This is a genomic window from Pseudoalteromonas sp. Ld20 (assembly GCF_045064175.1).
GTDB classification, from domain to species: Bacteria; Pseudomonadota; Gammaproteobacteria; order Enterobacterales; family Alteromonadaceae; genus Pseudoalteromonas; species Pseudoalteromonas neustonica.
The window spans coordinates 31,512-51,263 of the sequence record NZ_JBISHB010000023.1 but is presented as its reverse complement, the minus strand read 5'-3'; the positions used below and the strand labels follow the sequence as shown (position 1 = coordinate 51,263).

Here is a 19,752-nt window from a genome sequence, read left to right as displayed (position 1 = left end):
TCTGCATTAGTAAGAATTTAGGTGATGTTATGGAAAAAGTATCCAGTTTAGAGACTGTGCAATCGAGTGATTGGCTGATAAAAATATATAAAAAACTTGTCTTCGGTGCCTTTAATAGTCTAAAAACCGGGCATGTAATTTTGTTAGAAGGTAACAATGTAACTCATTTTGGTGATAAAAAAAGCGAACTCAATGTAAAGCTTACAGTTCACAGTAATGCTATGTACAAGTCCTTCGCTTTATCAGGCAGTGTAGGTGCGGGTGAATCATATATCCTTGGTCATTGGGATTGTGATGATTTAACCAAATTAATTGAAATATTTGCCATTAATCAAAATGAGCTCGATGCATTTGAGAAGAAATTTGCATTTTTCAGTAATATTTACTTTCGATTAAATCATTTTAAGAACAAAAACTCAGAGCACGGTTCAAAAAAGAATATTGTTGCTCATTACGATCTTGGTAATGAGCTTTATTCATCGTTTTTAAGCACAGAAATGTTGTACTCAAGTGCAGTTTATCCATCAAAAAGCGCTTCTTTAGAAGATGCACAAAAACATAAACTCGATTTAATTTGTCAGCAAATAGATTTACAGCCAGGCGAAAAAGTAGTTGAAATTGGAACCGGTTGGGGAGCATTTGCAATACATGCAGTAACGCATTATGGCTGTCATGTTACAACCACAACAATTTCAGATGAACAATACTCATACGTAGCACAAAAAGTAGCTGAGCTTGGTTTAGAGGATAAAATAACGTTGCTTAAAAAAGACTATCGCTTACTTGAAGGGCGATATGACAAGCTTGTTTCCATAGAGATGATCGAGGCTGTAGGGCATGAATATTTACCGAGTTTTTTCAAAAAGTGCAATGAATTATTGAAAGAGTCTGGTGCGATGCTAATTCAAGCAATAACTATTGCCGATCAACGTTACAAGCACTATTTAAAAAATTCTGATTTCATACAGCAGTATATATTCCCTGGTGGATGCTTACCGTGTATTGATGAAATGAATAAACAAATAAAGCAGCAGTCCGACATGGTAGTCCATAGCATAAAGGACATAGGAGTCCATTACGCGAGAACATTAGCAGATTGGCGTTCTCGCTTTGTCGCAAGTTGGCCTGAAATTGATAAAACTAAGTTTGATCAGCGCTTTTATCGTCTTTGGCTTTTCTATTTAGCCTATTGTGAAGGGGCTTTTCGCACCAGAGCAACCAGCACTGTTCATTTAGTGGCACGTAAACCTCGCTTTAGCCATTCAAGAGACGACATTGCGCTCGGTTATTAATTTTGCATTGTTTCAAGGTGTTTGGTTTATGGCCTTACTCCTTGAAACTAGAGCAATAATTCCAATACTCTGTGTAATTGGTCTAATGGTTTATTTGTCTAAACAGAAAAAACAAGATTTAATACTGATCACATTTGGCTTAGTTATAGCGCTAACATACGAGTATTTAATGGTTTTATCAGGGATGTTGTATTTTAAACAGTCACCTTTCCCGTTTTGGCTTGTATTATTGTGGTGTGCATTATTACTGACTCTGAATACCTCAATGCAGTTTTTAAATAAGCTCCCTTGGTTTTTTTCTTTATTGGTTTGTGCCATTAGCGCACCTGCAAGTTATTGGGCGGGTGCTCGTTTTGGTGTTATTACCATTTCTGTACCATTATTGCAGTTTTGGCTTGTTTACGGGGTGGCTTGGTCATGTATGTTCAATCTCATTATGTATTTGAACAAACGCTTTGCTCAAAACAGCAATCAAAGCTCACCACAAATTTAACCTTCACTATTAAATTAAAGGTATTCATGAACCGTTTTATAGCTAATACAATCTGTGCGGTGTGCTTAGCCTTTGTTGGTCAATGCGTTTCGGCTGATTTTAAAACCGTCGGAACGTCTCGTTTTGAGTACATTTTTTGGGATGTTTATGACGCTACTTTGGCAACGACTACAGGGCAGTACGAGTTTCCTCAGCACCCGACTAAATTATCACTTACTTATCTTCGCGATTTTGCTGCAAAAGACATTGTCAAAGCAACCAACGAGCAGTGGCAGTACCTAGGGAAAAACCAACTGGTTAAAAAGTATGATGATAAGTTATTGGCAATCTGGCCTGACATAAAAGAAGGCGAGACACTTACTTTTATTACGACTGAAACAGGTATAGGTACTTTTTATCATCAAAATAAAGAGCTAGGCTCGATCAAGGATGTTAATTTTGCGGATGACTTCCTCTCTATATGGCTATCTGAAAACACATCTGAGCCTAAAATGCGCAAGCAATTACTGGGTCGTTAAATACAATTACCATTTGTTACAAACGCTATCAATAGGAAATAATATGAACAATACAATCCGTGGTTTAATTCTATTTATGCTTGTTTTTTTAACAAGCTGTGCAGCGCCCGATGTCGATTATTACAGCCAAAGCCAGCCTGAGTTTAATTTTAAGACATTCTTCAATGGTAAATTGAAAGCCTACGGTGTCGTACAAGATTATAAAGGCGAACTTACCCGTAAGCTAGTTGTTGATATGGATGCGTCTTGGGATGGCAATAAGGGCGTTATAGAAGAAGATTTTGTTTACGATGATGGGGAAACACAGCGCCGCGTTTGGTATATAACTTTAAACGATGATAATACATTAACAGGAACTGCTAGTGATGTCATTGGGATAGCGCAAGGTGCGAGTAATGGAAGTGTTTTTCATTGGACATATTCTTTAGAGTTGTCTGTTGATGGTAGCAGTTATGAAGTTAACTTTGACGATTGGATGTACTTGGTAACAGATTCTCACTTGATTAACCGTACCGCTATTGATAAATTTGGTATTGAGGTTGGTGAAGTTACTTTGGTGATTGAAAAAATTGAACAGTAGATAGTTTTTTTATAATAGTATTAAAAAGTCATTAAATTCAGTATTCGTTAATGATATAAGCATTATTTTTTAAGACTATTATCCAAATTTTATCCATTTATTAAGAATTTAAACAAAAATGGCAATTTGCTGTTGCCAATACTTAAAAAATGCATAAAGATAGGTTTTGCGAAGGCAAAATAATAACGAATAGGAATTTAACAAATGAATAAAGCTCAATTAGTTGAAAAAATCGCTACTGATGCAGAAATCTCTAAAGCAGCGGCTACACGTGCACTTGACGCGTTTACTGGTGCTGTAACAACATCTTTAAAAGAAGGTGATTCTGTTGCATTAGTTGGTTTTGGTACTTTCTCAGTAAAAGAGCGTGCTGCACGTACTGGCCGTAACCCACAAACAGGTGCAGAAATTCAAATTTCAGCGGCAACTATCCCAAGCTTTAAAGCAGGCAAAGGTCTAAAAGACCAAGTTAATCCTTAATAAGTTAAAGCACTTATTAACAAAAAAAGGGCTGTTTAGCCCTTTTTTTGTGCTTTTTAATTATTATATTCTTAACGCTTTATCACCACGGCCTATGCCTACAGCCCCAGAACGTACCACTTCGATAATATCGGTCTCATGGCGTAAAGTGTCTAAAAATGATTCAATTTTATCTGTACTGCTAACGAGCTGTAATGTATAACTATTGCGGCCCATATCTAAAATAGCGCCGTTAAATACATCGGCTACCCGAGTAACTGCCGAACGTTTAGCCTCATCTTGAGCATGAACTTTTACGAGTAATAACTCACGCTCAATATGTGCTATTTCAGTCAGGTCGATGATTTTTAAAACATCCACAAGTTTATTAACTTGCTTAGTGATTTGTTCAACAATACGGTCATCTCCCATTGTGGTGATGGTGATCCGTGATAATGAATGATCATCAGTAGTGCCTACAGTTAAGCTATCAATATTATAGGCGCGTTGTGAAAACAGACCAACTATACGCGACAAGGCACCTGGCTCATTTTCTAGTAAAATAGATAGTATACGGCGCATTATGCTTTTACTCCTTTACGTAGCCACATCTCATCAATTGACCCAAGTTTAATCTGCATTGGGTAAACGTGTTCTTTTTCATCAACACAAATATCTAAAAATACTAACTTGTCAGTAATCGCCATAGCTTTGTCAATCGCAGGCTGTAACTCATCTAGTGTATTTACCCTAATGCCTACGTGACCATAACTTTCAGCTAATTTTACAAAGTCAGGCAGTGAGTCCATATAAGATGATGAGTGGCGACCGCCATAAACCATATCTTGCCATTGGCGTACCATACCTAATGAGCGATTATTCAAAGAAACAATTTTGACTGCTAAGTTGTATTGCATGCAGGTTGATAATTCTTGAATATTCATTTGAATTGAACCATCTCCAGTCACACAAATTGACTCTTTATCAGGAAATGCCAGCTTCACGCCCATAGCTGCAGGTAAACCGAAACCCATGGTGCCTAAGCCCCCTGAGTTGATCCATTGGCGTGGATTTTTAAACGGATAGTATTGTGCAGCAAACATTTGATGTTGGCCAACATCTGAGCTGATATAAGCGTCACCATTTGTTGCTTTATAGAGGGCTTCAATAACAGCTTGTGGTTTTATTTTTTCGCCATCATTGCTGTAGCTTAAGCACTTTTGCTCGCGCCAGCTGATGATCTGACGCCACCAATCTTCTTGGGCACTTCGGTCTATATTTAAAGGGCTTTTATCTATCGCGGTCTGTAATTGTTCAAGTACCGTTGCAAGGCAACCTACGACAGGAATATGGGCTTTTATTGTTTTCGAAATAGATGTTGGATCGACATCAACATGGACAATAGTTGCATTCGGGCAAAACTTTTTAACATTGTTGGTTACCCTGTCATCAAAACGAGCACCTAAGGCTAAGATTACATCAGCATTGGCCATTGCTTTGTTGGCTTCTAGGCTGCCGTGCATGCCTAGCATGCCAATAAAGTTGGGGTGTACACCACTGATGCCACCTAAACCCATTAGAGTATTGGTAATTGGCGCATTAAGTGACTCTACTAAACGTGTTAGTTGTTCTGAGGTATTTGAAATGATGATACCGCCGCCAGAATAAATAACTAATTTTTTAGCTTCTAATATAGCAGTTACAGCTTTGCGTATTTGTTTTGAATGACCTTTAGTATTAGGGTTGTAGGTTCGTAATTCGGTTGTGGAAGGGAATTCAAAATCAAATTTTAACGCTGGGTTTAACATGTCTTTTGGCAGTTCAACAACGACAGGCCCTGGGCGGCCGCTACTTGCGATATAAAATGCCTTAGCTAAAATTGTTGGAATATCTTTAGCGCTACGACAGTTAAAACTATGTTTAACAATAGGGCGAGAACAGCCAATAATATCGGTTTCCTGAAATGCATCATCACCAATTAAGTTAGTAGGTACTTGACCTGATAATACAACCATTGGAATTGAATCCATGTACGCTGTCGCAATGCCCGTTATGCAGTTTGTAGCACCTGGCCCAGAAGTAGCTAAAACCACCCCAACATCGCCTGTAGCACGCGCATAGCCATCGGCCATGTGCGTTGCTGCTTGTTCATGTCTTACTAAAATATGCTCAACATCATCTTGTTGAAATAAAGCATCATAAAGATCTAATACAGAGCCACCGGGGTAGCCAAATATATATTTAACCTTTAACTCTTTTAATGCCTGAACCACTAGTTCGGAGCCATTATATTGTTTCGTACTCATCCTCATTCCTCACGTACCTGATACTTTTAATTAAGGTTACAAGTAAATAGTTACCTAATAGACTTAATTAAATTAGTATTACAATTTAAATGCATAAAAAAACCCCCGCTGGAGCGAGGGTTTTTAAAAAGCTGTTTCACCTTTTAATACATCCTCGCAGGGCTTAAGACTAAGACCAGTACGAGAACGTTTATTTGGTGAAATTGATGTTTCATAATATTACTTTTCTTCTGTATGTTTGTTATGAAATTTCTAATGAACTATTTAATTACTCGGTGCCTAAGACACAATTAATTCACTTTTTTATTACCTCTATTTTTAAGTGTTTTACTACCTAATGTCAACCGCCAGCAAGACTATCTTGCATTAAAATTCCAAATTAATTGGTTTTTTATTTTAAGCTAGCTTTAAAATGTGTTTTTTTACGAGGTAATTAAAGAATTTATGCTTAAAATGATAGCTGTTGATGGAGCGATGATTTGATCTCAGCTACAGAGTCTAATTGTAGACAAAGACGTTACGATGACAAAGCTTAATAATAGGAATGGTGTTGAGCTCTAATTATGTGAGAGATAAATATTTTTAGATGCTATTTCATACAATTAATTAAAGATTGAACACAGGGTATTCAGCTGATGTTGCAGGTATGAGCATAGGTGATAGCGCTTAATTTATTCATTAAACGTCTATGAATTGAGTACTAATACCAATCGACTTAGATATTTAACCATTCTAGCGGGCTAAATAAAGCGCTAACAGCGTTATAAATTTTTCATGTTCGACTGCATGGATGCAGGAGGTAGAGCAATGCAGGAGCAATTGCCGAGATCAACACCATGTCAAAATTTATGCCTTGTTATCACCGTATTTACCTGTCGCTATGAGTGGTCAGTAACTTAACTCGATTGGTATAAAATTGTTAGTACAAAGGGCCGTTGAATCGAAAATTGACAGGCACAAAAAAACCAGTTTTAACACTGGTTTTTTGTGCTTTTTAACCGTTCAGAAAAAATTATAGACGGTCAATTACAGCTTGAGTGAAATCGGTAGTTCCGTGGTTGCCACCTAGATCACGCGTTGTACGATCACCGGTCTTAATCACATCAGCTACAGCGCTACGGATGCGCTCAGCTGTATCACCCATTTCTAAATGCTCCAGCATTTGAATTGACGCTAGGATCACAGATGTCGGGTTTGCTAAGTTTTTACCCGCGATGTCAGGTGCACTACCATGTACAGCCTCAAAAATCGCTGCATCTTCACCAATATTAGCACCTGGCGCCATACCAAGACCACCAACTAGACCTGCACATAAGTCAGATAAAATATCACCAAAAAGGTTTGTTGTAACAATAACGTCAAACTCTTCTGGGCTCATTACTAATTTCATACAAGTAGCATCAACAATCATTTCTGTTGATTCAATTTCAGGGTAACGCTCTGCAACTTCACGTGCTACTTTTAAGAATAAACCTGATGTTGATTTTAAAATGTTAGCTTTGTGAACAGCAGTTACTTTTTTACGGCCTTCACGTACGGCAAGCTCATATGCAAAAGTAACGATTTTCTCAGCACCGTCACGCGTGATCATTGACATTGCTTGTGCTTCGTTACCATCTTCTGAAGTCACTTGGCCTAAACCTGAATACATACCCTGTGTATTTTCACGTACTGTGATGATATCAATATCATCGTAGCGGGCTTTTGTTCCGACAAATGATTTTACTGGGCGCACGTTTGCGTATAAACCAAATTGCTTACGTAATGTGACGTTGATTGAAGTAAAACCTTCACCAACAGGCGTTGTTAATGGGCCCTTTAAAGTGATTTTATTACGTGCAATAGTGTCAATAGTCTCTTGCGGTAATAATTCACCTGTTTTCTCTAAGGCAGCTAGACCAGCATCAACGAATTCATAATCAAAATCGCATCCTGCGGCTTGTAATATCTCAAGAGCTGAATCAATAATACTTGGACCGATACCGTCGCCTTTGATTACTGTGATGATTTTTTTGGTCATGAACTTTTCCTATTACGAGTTAGAAATACACGTAAATATGTCGCAAAAATAAACTGCGATAACTTGTTAGATAATTTACGTGAATGAGTTTGAAAATTTAAGCGGCTTTTATAGCAATTTATTCAACTTTTTGCCAGTAAAAACCGTGAAAATAGTCAATATGTCTTATAAAATGCGCTGTTTATACACTATTACTTAAACCTAGACTGGTTAATTGTGAATAAAAATTCGCAGTACTAGGCCAGCCAAGTTCTTTTAATACAGAATCTAAAATTTGCTTTTGCCACGGGCTGAGTACGTATTTTGGTTGATATACTTGTGTTGAAATTAACTTAACCGCAACCCATAACTTAGCCGAATCACTGAGTGATTTCTTTTTATGTTGCTCAGCATCTAATAAGGCTTGAGTCCATGGGTTATCACTTAAAACGGTGAGTAAGTACTGGCTGAGGGAGTCTGGGTCTAACTGTCGAACACCAAATAACCATGAGAGTAGGGGGCTTTTATCATTATTTGGTTCTTTACTATGCAATGTTTTTCGGCTTAGATCAGTACTTGCGTGCTCAATCAAATAACTTATATATGCATAAACAGGCAAGGCAAGTTGCTCAAATTGTTGCTCATTATTATGTCTGAAAAACAGTGCTAGAATATTAATTATACCGCGTAAACGACAATGAATATGACGCTGTAAAGGGTGCTTATGGGATGTTACAAGCTGCTCAAATAGTACGTGCTGTATTATTGCGGGGGCATTATCTAGGCCGACCATACACAGGCTATGTCGTAAGTCTTTACCAGGTAAATTTTCTTTATTATAAGGTTTAACTGACTGACATAAATTTTCAATTGTTTGAGTTTGATTCTGTAATAATTTAATCAATGCCGTGTATGAATATTCATGTTGTACTTTAACTTGGCTTATCAGTATTAAAAGCGCTTGTTGCTGCTCATTAACTTCCTCATTCTTTACAAGGTGCTCACTAAACCAAACACTGAATAAAACTCGCTTATCTATAATAGGCCGTTGTTTAGCATTGGCATCTAGTTGCGCTTTAATACTATGCCAGCGTATTTTTTGCTCTGTATCAATAGAAATAACAAGGTGTTTTTGAGTTTTATCTTCACCGATGTAAACGAGATCCTGTTCACCATGTTTAACAACACTTCCAGGTACAAAGGGGCCTATGTGTGCAATGATGCTTTTTAGTGCGTATTGTGCAAACTGATTGGGTGTACGTAAGTAAATATCAGCCACCGCTTTATAAACGCTGATATGATCATTGTGTTCACGATAAGTTATATTCATCGCGATTATATTTGCAAGGGCGACTAAAATTGTTGCGCCATCGTAAATCATAATTTGTGGTGTGCTAAGTAAGGCTTGTTTGTATTTATTTAGTCGTGCTAAAACTGCTGAGATATTATCCGTTGGCACCTGAGAAGATTGCAAAAGTTTAATAGCAAGCTGGTGGCGACATTGCCACTGCTTTTTTTCTTGTAAATTAAGTGGTTGGCGAAGTGCTAACTTGTTACTTTGCGTTTGAACACATAAGTAGTTTGTAAGGCAAACAAAAATGAGTTGTTGTGTGACTTTACTATCATAACCTAAACTTTTGCAAAATGCGGTGATCAATACACATTGATTGACAACTAGGTTCGTCGTATACCCATAGCTTTTTACGTACAAAGTAAGTTGAGCCTGCATAGCATGTGGTGTGTGCTCATAGACTTGATAATAGCGTTCAGCTAATTGACTAAGTAGTGGATAAATATTGGGCCATTGGCTTTTATTATTATAACAGCGCAGCACTTGGTGTGTTTTTTCAAAAAGGGTTACCAGTGATTGTGGATTGACGGTATCCATTATTTAATATTATCCTTCGCGCTGATAGGCATCAAATGCACTTGGGCCCCATAAAACTAATTCACCATTTTTAAATAGTAACCCCGAGCACTCATCCATAGTGGTGATCCCGTCTGACTTTATATGCTGAGTGCGGTAGAAAATAATTTGCCATACTTCTTCTTTATCACGCTTTGCAAAGGTAAGATCTGGACTACCTAAATAATCTAATACGCTGTTCAAATTAACGGGATTTTCTATCGTTAACTTATCAATATAACGCTTATTGAAAGCTTCGCGGTCTTGCCAAATCATTGCTTGAGGGTCATCTTTATAAAAAGTAATAACCAAGGTAGCAATTAAAGCATAGACACCTAAACCTAATATTAGATAGCGAAAAACCTTTTTAAACATCTGACACTCTTACACTGAAACTTAAAATTGAGTATACGCATAGTTGAAATTCAGTGCCATGCTAATGCGATTAATTGAGCCTTAACTGCTTTAAACTAAAGCCTAAGTTTATATCTGTGCGCAAACTAACCAAGTTTTTTGAAATAATATAGTCTTCCATACCAGACGCTAGTTTTTTACGGGTGCCGGGAGAAAGCGATTCATCATTGGCGGCTAACGTAATATCAGCGTGTTTAGCTATCACGTCTTGTGCTGTTTTAGTTCCAACACCTTTTATTCCAGGAATATCATTGGTTTTATCACCGGCCATGGCCCAAAAATCAATCAACCTAGCTTGTTCAACACCAAAGCGTTGGTGTATGGAATTTAAATCTAGATACTCTTTTTTAAAATAGTCGTACACACTAATGTAATTATTTAGGCTAGGTAAAAAGCCCTTGTCGGTAGATACAATAGTCGAATGTAGCTGATTCTTTGCCATCTTATGCGCTAAAGTGGCAATAATATCATCAGCTTCATCATTAACGGGTGCAAAAACAATAATACCAGTTTGCTCTATGGCGTGTTTAAATTTAGCGAGTGAATTTCTTAAAGTTTCAGGCATTGGTGCTCTGCTACTTTTATATTGCTTGTAATAATGATAACGCCAGCTTTTATCGCCATCAAAGACTGCAATAGCATGTGTTGCTTGGGTGATTTTTAGTAATTTTTCACAGGCATGCGCTACACGCGCGCAGCACGTTATAATCATTTGCTCATCGCTGCCTTTATTTTGATTACTATCAACAGCATAGATACGCCTAATTAAATTAAGCGCATCTATTAAAAGTAATTGTCCAGACACTAAATAAAAATCCTCATGCTTTAATTTCGTAACATGGAGTATATTTACTGCCGGGAAGTTTCATTCGTCCTTGTTCAACAAATGCACGTAATAATTTATCCATGGCGTTCATTAATTCAGGTTCACCACTTAAAATAAAGCGACCGTCTTGTTTTATTGCTTGGATCCCTTCATCTTTTACATTGCCGGCAACAATGCCAGAGAATGCACGACGTAGATTAGCTGCAAGCTGTTGCTTAGGTTGATCTAAATGAAGATCAAGTCCCGCCATATTTTTATGCGTTGGGGAAAATGGCTGTTGAAAATCGTTTTCTATTTTCAGTGTCCAGTTAAAGTAGTAAGCATCGCCTTGGCTCTTGCGGTAATCGCGTACATTAGCCATCGCAGATTTTAATTTAATACCCACTAATTCAGGGTTATCAATGATCACTTCAAATTTATCAAGAGCTTCAGTGCCTAACGTCATTTCTACAAATTTGCAGAGTTCAATGAAATAATTTTCGCTTTCTTTAGGCCCAGTTAAAATGACAGGTAACGACTGCTTTTGATTCTCAGGATGTAATAAAATGCCAAGTAAATAAAGCAGCTCTTCGGCCGTTCCCGCACCACCTGGAAAGATAATAATACCGTGAGCCGTTCTAATAAATGCTTCAAGGCGCTTTTCAATATCAGGAAGGATAACGAGTTCGTTAACGATTGGATTAGGTGGCTCTGCGGCAATAATGCTTGGTTCTGTTAAACCTAAATAACGGTTGTTGGTATTACGTTGTTTGGCGTGGCCAATCGTTGCGCCTTTCATTGGACCTTTCATTGCGCCAGGGCCACAACCGGTACAAATGTTTAAGCCTCTTAAGCCCAGTTCATAACCAACTTGTTTGGTATATTTATATTCAACTTCATTGATCGAATGTCCGCCCCAGCAAACTATCATACTCGGATCGCTGTTCACGCGAAGTGCAGCAGCATTACGCAACATATCAAAGACCATATGAGTAATGCTTTTTTGATCTGTTAAGTCTTTTTCGTATTTTTGGCAAATAAACAAGATGTCGCGTATCACAGAGAATATATGCTCGTGGATACCTGTAATAATTTCACCATCAACAAAAGCCGTAGTAGGGGGGTTAATTAATTCAATCTTAATGCCTCGCTCACGACTTACTAAGCGAATGTCAAAGTCTTTATATTTATTATAAATTTCAAGGCTTGAATCTGTATGGCTACCAACATTAAGTACTGCTAACGCGCAATTTCTAAATAATTTATAACGTTCACTCGTGGACGATTGCTCTAATAGGTCTACTTCTAATTGTGACAGTAAATCTAACACACCGGTTGGGTTTAACTGTATTAACATAGGCATTCTCCTTGCTGAAAAGCAGTTCGGTGGTCGTGATTATTTACTGATACATATTCGGTCACGACCTGTATTTTTAGCTTTGTAAAGCGCATCATCAGCGCGATCAAATGCACTTAAAGGGGTATCCCCTTTTTTAAACTGAGTAACACCAAGTGAAATTGTAATTTCGACTTGTTTATTCTTAAATTTAAATGGAATGCCTTTCACAGCCTTACGTAGTTTTTCAAGGGGCTGACTTGCATGTTCAAGTGACATACCTGGCATTAATAAAACAAACTCTTCGCCACCATAACGTGCAATAAAGTCAGATTTACGAATCGACATTTGCAACGCTTTTGCAATTACTTGCAATGTTTTGTCACCAGCACTGTGTCCATACTTATCATTAATTGACTTAAAGTGATCAACATCAATAACCACTAATGTCATATCTGATTCTTGGACTGCAAAAAGGTGAAACTCATGATTAAAGCGTTCATCAAATGCAGCACGATTAGGTAATTTAGTTAAACCATCGAGTAGGCTTTTAAAACGCTGTTCATGTAAACGTTTTTTATACTTGGATAGCTTGCCTTCTAAACTACCAATTCGTTGATTTATTTCGTTAAAACTGGAAATTAACGCTTGACGGTCTTCTTGTTCAAGGCGTTCTTTTTCAATTAAATCTTGGCTAAGCGACTTTAATTCATTATCAACGAGTGCCTTTAACGATGAGATAGACGTTGCATTTTGCGTTTGTGACGTTAAATTGTTTATTTTACTTTCGATTCGTTTATTAAGTGCATCAAATTCAGCTCCCATCGATTGTGAGTGTTTGCTGGTTGAGACAATTGAATGATGTAATTCTTCAAGTGTTTGATTTAATGATACTAAAAAGCTTTGAGCGGACTGCCGCTCTTTACTTATATTACCGGCAATAATACGGATAATTTCAATTGCTGAAACTAATAAGTCATCCACAGTATCCGTTTCAGAGATATTATTTTTTATAGTTTTAACTTGTTCCGCAGCTTCATCTTCAAAGACTAAATCATTGGCTAAATTTAAGAGTTCTTTTGCCAATGAGGGTTGTAATGATGCTTGCTTAGAGTCAGTTAATGTAAGTTTTGCATGTAAAGCTTGATGGTAAATAGTAACAAGGCGGTTAAGAATAGGAATGAAATCCCTATTTGATTGGACCTGATTTAATTCATGATCGAGCAAGTGACGTAGCGTACGTCTTGCGTCATCAGGCAGCCCTTTTGTTTTTTGCAGCTGTTTACCGGCATCTTGAACACTATTGTAAAGTTCACGCTGATGAGCTGACTGTAGGGCTTCTTGCCCCTTTAATAGAGTAAGAACTTCATCAATAAGCGGCGCGAACATTTCAAAATCGACCCCTTTTGCTAATGCACTACGAAATTTAGCTAAACGGTTATCAAGTTCAATGTCCATACCTTTACAGCTTAATGATAATTTAGCTGAAAAATGGGTTAATGTATCGACCTGTTGTTTGCGCGCATGCTCTATCACCATGCGCGACTCAATGGCTTGTTTAAGTTTTTTATTTAAAACTTCGATCTGTTGTGACACTGATAGCTACCGCCATTGATTAAATCTTTATATTGCCTTAAGTTTACAACAAAATTGGAACAAATGTAGTCGCGAAGTCAAAAACTTAGCATTTGATGGTGATTTTTATTCATCGGGCTTATAACTGTGTCTTTTTGTCGCTTTTAATTCACATTAATAGCCATCATTGTTAGGCTAATTTATAACATAGCAATGATAATTTAGAATAAAGAGTCTATATGAAACGTTTTTTAGCATTATCGGTATTAGCAGCACTCTCTCAGTCAGCATTCGCTGACGTAAATTACTCTCTTGAGATCACTCAACCAGAGCATCATTTAGGGAATGTAAGTGTTGCGTTTCCTCAAACAGCACAAGCTCATTTAGATGTTAAATTACCGGCATGGCGCACGGGTCGTTATGAGATTTTAAATCTGGCTAATGGTGTGCGTTTTTTTCAAGCAAAAGATGATGAAGGTAAAGCGCTTAATTGGGAAAAAATAAATGCCAGTACATGGCGTGTGCACTTAGACGAACCAACTGATGTGCAAATAGATTACCAAGTGTATGCCAATGAATTAGGTAAGCGTGCCCGTCATATTGACGATAGTCATGCATTTATTGATGCATCCGGCTTTTTTATGTTTAGTGAGTCATTTCGTCAAGAGCCTGTGACGGTAACCCTAGATGTTCCAAAAGCGTGGCGTTCTGTGTCAGGAATGGATAACGCAGGCTCAAAACATAGTTTTAAAGCTGCAGATTATGATGTACTGGTCGATTCGCCAATCGAAACAGGTCTTAATGAACATCATACTTTTAAAGTGGGTGGTCGTGACTATGAGCTAGTGATCTGGGGAGAGGGGAACTATGACGTTGACTTAATGTTAAAAGACCTTAAAAAACTAGTCACAACAGGCAATGTGATCTGGGATGATTATCCGTACGAGCGCTATGTATTTATGGTGCATGCCACATCAGGTGCTGGTGGTGCAACAGAGCATTTAAACTCAACCATCATTCAACGACCGCGAGATCGTTTTGGTTCGCGCGAAGATTACCTGGCATTTATTAGTACGGCAGCGCATGAATTTATTCATACGTGGAATGTCAAAGCGTACCGCCCAGAAGGGTTAGTACCTTATGATTATACGAATATGAATTTTGACAAGTTACTGTGGATTGCCGAAGGTTCAACTAGTTACTTTGAAGATCATTTAATGGTTCGTTCTGGTATATCAACGACAGATGAGTTTTTTAAAAGTTTAACAAAAACAGTTAACCGCCATTTATTAACGCCGGGTCGGGACGTACAAAGCGCCACTGAAACAAGTTTTGACAAATGGATTAATCAAGGTGGTGACCACGCGCGTAACTATAGCACCAATATATACTTAGAAGGGTCATTAATCTCCATGGCGCTTGATATTGATCTACTTGAGAATAGCCAAGGAAAGCAAAGTTATCGCGATGTTCATCGTGCTCTTTATAATTTACATAAACTCCCAGAAGGGTTTAGCGTTGATAATGTGAAAGCGATTTTAAAAGACTTAACTGGGCGTGACTATAGTACGTGGTGGGCTGCAAATGTAGACTCTCCAGCTAAAATTGATTTTGATATTTTACTTAATAAAGTAGGGCTTGTGCTTGAACGCCCTAAAGGTGCTAAAACATTAGCAAGTGTTGATGCGATGGCTAAAAATAGTGGCGAGTTACTTACGCTAACGCATGTTCGCCGTGGTGGTGCTGCGTGGCAAGCTGGCTTAACAACGGCAGATAAAATTGTAGCAATTAACAAAAAGCATGTTGGAAAAGATTTAAAAGCGAGTCTGGAAACATTCAAAGCGGGTGACAAAGTGACGGTTGACTTTATACGCCGTGATGCACTACAAAGCACGACACTAACTCTTACTGAAGACTTTGATAAAGCTAAAAAAATCGTCGTAAATAAAGAGGCTACTGAACAGCAAATGGCATTGTTTAAAGCATGGATGGGGGTCGATCATCCTAATCTAGTTAAATAATTAACATGACGAATGACTATACCCAAACTACCTCAAGATGAGACGCCCAACGGGTTGGTTTAAAAGCGATTTACACTGCATTATTGATTTTAATAAGGGAACAACCATTATTTTCAATCAATGCCTTGCCTAAATCGCTTTTAATTCCAACTGAAACTGGATCTTGAGATGGCTTGGGTATAAATGGAGCTGCGGCTCCTTTTTTTGTTATTAACCAAACTTTGCTTGAACATGTGATCTACAGATCAACTTACAGTGTTTTAAGCTACATAGAGCTTAAAAATTGAACCAACGAAGTGAAAGGTGCTAAGTTACACGTAGTTCATCAATTAAAAGGAATAATAATGAAATTAGAGTCGTTAGCACTTCATCATGGCTATGAATCAGAAGCCACCACAAAATCTGCCGCGGTGCCTATTTATCATACTTCATCTTATACATTTGATAACACTCAGCATGGCGCTGATTTATTTGACTTAAAAGTACCAGGTAATATTTACACTCGAATCATGAATCCCACCAACGCAGTTCTTGAGCAGCGACTAGCTGCAATGGAGGGCGGAATTGGTGCCTTGGCAGTTGCTTCTGGAATGGCCGCAATTACTTACGCAATACAATGTTTATGTGAAGTGGGCACTAATATTGTTAGCACAAGTCAGGTATACGGTGGCACGTACAACCTATTTGCCCACACATTACCACGCCAAGGTATTGAAGCTCGCATGATCAAAGCTGACGACTTTACTGCTTTTGAAAATGCTATAGATGAAAATACTCGTGCTGTTTTTTGTGAGTCAATAGGGAACCCTGCTGGTAATATTGTTGATATAGCACGCCTTGCAGAAATTGCACACAAAAAGGGTGTACCGTTGATTGTTGATAATACCGTTGCAACGCCTTACTTATGTCGTCCGTTTGAGCACGGTGCAGATATTGTTGTGCATTCATTAACTAAATACATTAATGGCCACGGAACTGCCATTGGCGGCATCATCATTGATTCGGGTAAATTTGATTGGAAAGCAAATGCGACACGTTTTACTATGATGAACGAGCCCGATCCGTCTTATCATAATGTTGTGTATACAGATGCATTCGCTGAGGCTGCTTTTATAGGCCGTTGCCGTGTTGTGCCATTAAGAAATACCGGCGCAGCATTGGCCCCTAAAAACGCGTCAGACATTCTAATTGGTCTTGAAACACTTGGCTTAAGAATGGAACGTCACTGCGAAAATGCCCAAAAACTCGCTCAGTACCTTGAAGATCATCCTAAAGTGTCTTGGGTTAATTACGCGGGCTTAGCATCAAGCCCTTATAATGAAATGAGTAAAAAAATGACGGATTCAAAAGCATCTGGAATTTTAAGTTTTGGCATTAAAGGCGGGGCTCAAGCGGGCGCTCGTTTTATTGATGCGCTTAATATGGTCTTGCGACTAGTTAATATAGGCGACGCCAAATCACTTGCTTGTCATCCCGCATCCACAACTCATCGTCAACTCAATGATGATGAGCTTGCAAATGCAGGCGTTAGTCGAGATTTAGTTCGTTTGTCGGTCGGCATTGAAAGTATTGACGATATTATTGCAGATGTAAGCCAAGCCTTAGAGCGTGCTTAACTATAATCAGAAGCCTCTTATAGAGGCATTTTCCCTCTCAAATTTATTAATTAATCAATATATTAGTTTCTGACCGTTATAATGTAACAATTCATTGCAGAGCGATTGACCTCAAGTGTACTTCGCGCGTACCCTATTGCGAATAAAATAAAAAGGATTATAAAATGCGTTTAAAACCTCTCATTGCAACACTTGCTGTTGCATTTTCGACGATAGTTATTGCAGATGAAGGAATGTGGCAGCCACATCAACTTCCAGAACTTGAATCAATACTAAAGGCTAAAGGGCTTGAAATTGATGCTAAATCTATTTCTAAGCTTACAGAATTCCCGATGAATGCTGTAATTAGTTTAGGTGGGTGTACGGCATCTTTTGTATCACCAAAAGGCTTAGTCGTTACCAATCATCATTGTGCTTATGGGTCTATTCAATATAACTCAACGCCTGAAAATAACATTTTAGAAAACGGCTTTTTAGCAAAAACACCCGCTGAGGATTTACCTGCGGCACCAGGCTCTCGCGTGTATGTTACAGAAACCGTGACCAACGTAACTGATAAAGTAATCAAAGGCACTGAAAAGTTGAGCGCAAAAGCACGTTACGATGCGCTTGAAAAAAATGAAAAAGCCCTCGTTGCTCAGTGTGAAGCTGATGACAATTACCGTTGCAACGTATATTCATTCCACGGTGGTTTAGAGTTTTACCTTATTAAATCATTAGAAATTAAAGATGTACGTTTAGCATATACGCCGGCAATGGGTGTAGGAAAATACGGCGGCGATATCGATAATTGGATGTGGCCACGTCACACCGGTGATTTTGCATTTTACCGTGCCTATGTTGGTAAAGATGGTAAGCCAGCTGAATTTAGTGAAGACAATGTACCGTACGTACCAGACTCTTACCTAAGTGTAAGTGCCAAAGGCGTTCAAGAAGGCGACTTTGTTATGGTAACAGGTTACCCGGGGCGTACTAATCGCTACCGAATTGCTGCGGAAGTTGATTATGTATTTAACACCAGCTACCCAAAAGCGCGTAAACATAACTCAAAGTATGTGTCTTTGATTGAAGAAAACTCAGAAGATGGTAGTAAAGCGCGAATTGCTTATGAAAGCACAATTGCAGGCTACAACAACTACATTAAAAACTACGGTTCAATGATTGAAAGCTTTAATAAAGGCAGTATGTTTGAGCGTAAAAATCAGTTTGAGCAAGACTTAACAAACTGGATCAATAGCGATCGTAAACGTAAAAATCAATACGGTAAAATCTTAGATGAATTGTCGGCTTTAGTTGCACAGTCTCAAAATCATAATGAACGTGACCGTATGCTTGGCTATGTACATCGTTCGCAAATGATCAGCACTGCACGTGGTTTATATCGTTTAGCATATGAAAAACAAAAGCCAAATGCAGAGCGTGAGTCTGGTTATCAAGAACGCGATTTACCGCGTTTTGAAGCGGGCTTAAAGCGTATGACACGTCGTTTTGATGCAACAGTTGATAAAGCAATTTTATTACACTTTTTAGAGTTGTATGCTGCGTTACCAAAAGCAGAACGTTTTGAAGATGTTGATAACGCATTTAAACTACAAAATGGGTTTGATAAAACAAAGCACAGTGAATTACTCTCGCAAATGTACGCAAATTCATCACTTAATGATGAAGCCGCTCGTTTAGCGTTATTTGAACAATCTTTAGCGCAAGTAGAACAAAGCGAAGACCCATTTATGCAATACGCTAAAGCGATATTTGCAGTAATGAAAGCAGAAGAAGATAAAGACAAAGCGCTTGCTGGTAAATTACAAGCTGCACGCCCGCAACTAATGAGTGCAATCATTGCATTTAACAAAGCACAAAATAAACCAGTTTATGCTGATGCTAATAGCACTTTACGGGTAACGTATGGCACGGTTGGCGGTTATTCGCCACAAGATGGTTTGGTTGCAACGCCATTTACCTCACTTGAAGGTTTACTCGCTAAAAACACCAATGTTGACCCATTCAACGCGCCTGAAAATCTACAAAAACAGATCAAAGCTAAGTTATATGGCGATTACACCGGTGGTATGAATACTGTGCCAGTTAACTTCTTATCAAATGTTGACACAACAGGCGGTAATTCAGGCTCACCAACGCTTAACGGCAAAGCTGAGCTTGTTGGTTTACTCTTTGACGGTGTTTATGAAAGCATCATTGGCGATTGGGATTATAACCCTGCACTTAACCGCTCAATCCACGTCGATTCACGCTATATGTTATGGGTGATGGATAAAGTTGATAACGCAGAAAACTTATTAGATGAAATGAAAATCGTAAAATAAGTAATAGCTAAAATAATCAAAAGGCGCTTACCTTAACCGGAAGCGCCTTTTTTGGTTATTACGTAGGTTGGTAGAGTGTAGCGAAACCGAGCAAATTGTTTTTAGTCC

At 38.3% G+C, this 19,752-nt stretch carries 16 protein-coding genes; 8 read left to right on the top strand and 8 right to left on the bottom strand.

The features are described from left to right. Positions 1 to 29 precede the first annotated feature (29 nt). The 5 genes from ACJJVX_RS00525 to ACJJVX_RS00505 all read left to right on the top strand — a co-directional run bounded on the left by ACJJVX_RS00525 (position 30) and on the right by ACJJVX_RS00505 (position 3,363). Positions 30 to 1,292 (top strand): cyclopropane-fatty-acyl-phospholipid synthase family protein, encoded by a 1,263-nt coding sequence (locus ACJJVX_RS00525; RefSeq protein WP_054203775.1) that lies wholly within the window; start codon positions 30 to 32, stop codon positions 1,290 to 1,292. A 28-nt stretch (positions 1,293 to 1,320) separates the two neighbouring features. Then, positions 1,321 to 1,785 (top strand): DUF2878 domain-containing protein, encoded by a 465-nt coding sequence (locus tag ACJJVX_RS00520; RefSeq protein ID WP_054203894.1) that lies wholly within the window; start codon positions 1,321 to 1,323, stop codon positions 1,783 to 1,785. A gap of 26 nt (positions 1,786 to 1,811) precedes the next feature. Further along, entirely contained in the window at positions 1,812 to 2,303 is a 492-nt protein-coding gene (locus tag ACJJVX_RS00515) for a chalcone isomerase family protein (RefSeq protein ID WP_082378998.1), read from the top strand. Between the two features lie 43 nt (positions 2,304 to 2,346). Beyond that, entirely contained in the window at positions 2,347 to 2,883 is a 537-nt protein-coding gene (locus tag ACJJVX_RS00510; RefSeq protein ID WP_405629539.1) for a DUF3833 domain-containing protein, read from the top strand. A 204-nt stretch (positions 2,884 to 3,087) separates the two neighbouring features. Beyond that, complete coding sequence (locus ACJJVX_RS00505) at positions 3,088 to 3,363, top strand: HU family DNA-binding protein (RefSeq protein WP_054203773.1); 276 nt, start codon at positions 3,088 to 3,090, stop codon at positions 3,361 to 3,363. Positions 3,364 to 3,426: 63 nt separating this feature from the next. Here the strand turns inward: ACJJVX_RS00505 and ilvN are convergent, their stop codons facing one another. The 8 genes from ilvN to ACJJVX_RS00465 form a co-directional block, all read right to left on the bottom strand. Beyond that, positions 3,427 to 3,924 carry an acetolactate synthase small subunit gene (gene ilvN, locus ACJJVX_RS00500; protein WP_054203772.1) on the bottom strand — a complete coding sequence of 166 codons (498 nt, stop codon included), beginning with the start codon at positions 3,922 to 3,924 and terminating at the stop codon, positions 3,427 to 3,429. Next, entirely contained in the window at positions 3,924 to 5,648 is a 1,725-nt protein-coding gene (locus tag ACJJVX_RS00495; RefSeq protein WP_054203771.1) for an acetolactate synthase 3 large subunit, read from the bottom strand. Before ACJJVX_RS00495 ends, ilvN begins: the two co-directional genes overlap by 1 nt. Before the next feature lie 1,012 nt (positions 5,649 to 6,660). Then, on the bottom strand, positions 6,661 to 7,668 hold the full coding sequence (locus ACJJVX_RS00490; protein ID WP_054203770.1) for an isocitrate dehydrogenase: 1,008 nt from the start codon (positions 7,666 to 7,668) through the stop codon (positions 6,661 to 6,663). A gap of 181 nt (positions 7,669 to 7,849) precedes the next feature. Beyond that, the gene (locus ACJJVX_RS00485) at positions 7,850 to 9,535 is read right to left on the bottom strand and encodes a hypothetical protein (protein ID WP_405629534.1); all 1,686 of its coding nucleotides are present in this window, start codon (positions 9,533 to 9,535) and stop codon (positions 7,850 to 7,852) included. Positions 9,536 to 9,544: 9 nt separating this feature from the next. Continuing rightward, the gene (locus tag ACJJVX_RS00480) at positions 9,545 to 9,928 is read right to left on the bottom strand and encodes a DUF3192 domain-containing protein (protein ID WP_054203768.1); all 384 of its coding nucleotides are present in this window, start codon (positions 9,926 to 9,928) and stop codon (positions 9,545 to 9,547) included. Between the two features lie 70 nt (positions 9,929 to 9,998). Beyond that, a complete protein-coding gene (gene xni, locus ACJJVX_RS00475; protein WP_054454648.1) occupies positions 9,999 to 10,772 on the bottom strand; it encodes a flap endonuclease Xni in 774 nt (257 codons plus the stop codon). 13 nt (positions 10,773 to 10,785) lie between these two features. Then, complete coding sequence (gene ppnN, locus ACJJVX_RS00470) at positions 10,786 to 12,129, bottom strand: nucleotide 5'-monophosphate nucleosidase PpnN (RefSeq protein ID WP_054203766.1); 1,344 nt, start codon at positions 12,127 to 12,129, stop codon at positions 10,786 to 10,788. Positions 12,130 to 12,168: 39 nt separating this feature from the next. After that, positions 12,169 to 13,647 carry a GGDEF domain-containing protein gene (locus ACJJVX_RS00465; protein ID WP_054203892.1) on the bottom strand — a complete coding sequence of 493 codons (1,479 nt, stop codon included), beginning with the start codon at positions 13,645 to 13,647 and terminating at the stop codon, positions 12,169 to 12,171. A gap of 275 nt (positions 13,648 to 13,922) precedes the next feature. On the opposite strand from ACJJVX_RS00465, the gene ACJJVX_RS00460 reads away from it, so the two are divergent. The 3 genes from ACJJVX_RS00460 to ACJJVX_RS00450 all read left to right on the top strand — a co-directional run bounded on the left by ACJJVX_RS00460 (position 13,923) and on the right by ACJJVX_RS00450 (position 19,644). Beyond that, positions 13,923 to 15,704 carry a M61 family metallopeptidase gene (locus ACJJVX_RS00460; protein WP_405629532.1) on the top strand — a complete coding sequence of 594 codons (1,782 nt, stop codon included), beginning with the start codon at positions 13,923 to 13,925 and terminating at the stop codon, positions 15,702 to 15,704. 344 nt (positions 15,705 to 16,048) lie between these two features. Then, positions 16,049 to 17,320, top strand: coding sequence for an O-acetylhomoserine aminocarboxypropyltransferase/cysteine synthase family protein (locus ACJJVX_RS00455; protein WP_405629530.1), 1,272 nt, complete (start codon positions 16,049 to 16,051; stop codon positions 17,318 to 17,320). 164 nt (positions 17,321 to 17,484) lie between these two features. Next, positions 17,485 to 19,644: a S46 family peptidase gene (locus tag ACJJVX_RS00450; protein ID WP_405629528.1), complete on the top strand. Its 2,160-nt coding sequence runs from the start codon at positions 17,485 to 17,487 to the stop codon at positions 19,642 to 19,644. Positions 19,645 to 19,752: the final 108 nt, after the last annotated feature.